Source organism: Xenorhabdus entomophaga (assembly GCF_037996725.1).
GTDB classification, from domain to species: Bacteria; Pseudomonadota; Gammaproteobacteria; order Enterobacterales; family Enterobacteriaceae; genus Xenorhabdus; species Xenorhabdus khoisanae.
On the sequence record NZ_JBBMXH010000341.1, the window covers coordinates 1 to 466 of the forward strand.

The window sequence follows — 466 nt, forward strand, 5'->3', positions numbered from 1 at the left end:
GTAATTTCCAGTTCATAGCAATTCAAACGCCCGTTCGAAAACATCATCGGAATAAGGTTGCTTGCCGTTCTCGTGCCGGATAATGGATTTAGCCAGCGCAATCAGCGTGGGTTTATTGATGTCGATTTTCTCGAACTGGTCAACATTGAGCGCCTTAGCAACACCCTTGATATAGGCTGAGGTGTTGTTCTCATTGGTCGGTGCCCAGCGATCTATCATCTTCGCTACACTCTGATAACCGTTCTTGTGGTAATTGGTCAGCAGCTTCATGAGTGCCCGGATACCATGCTCCGCCGTCTCGAAACGACAGAAGCGCTTCTCAATCTTCGGGTCATGCCTTAATTGCCCCTGCCACTTATTAGCGGGATTGTGATCAATGTTGCCGGGATTGTTATTGCTAATGCCTCTGGTCATCAGATTATTCCCCGTTGCTGTTCATGTTCTGTCAGTAACCTGAGAAATTGGT

Annotated in this window: 1 protein-coding gene; it reads right to left on the reverse strand. The window is 47.4% G+C overall.

The genetic code is table 11. The features are described 5' to 3' along the window. Positions 1 to 12: 12 nt before the first annotated feature. Positions 13 to 414: a structural protein gene (locus tag AAC854_RS23105; RefSeq protein WP_340619128.1), complete on the reverse strand. Its 402-nt coding sequence runs from the start codon at positions 412 to 414 to the stop codon at positions 13 to 15. Positions 415 to 466 lie beyond the last annotated feature (52 nt).

Bases quoted from the DNA above. Each gene is read 5' to 3' on its own strand.
- AAC854_RS23105 (WP_340619128.1), bottom strand. From the start codon at position 414: ATGACCAGAGGCATTAGCAATAACAATCCCGGCAACATTGATCACAAT.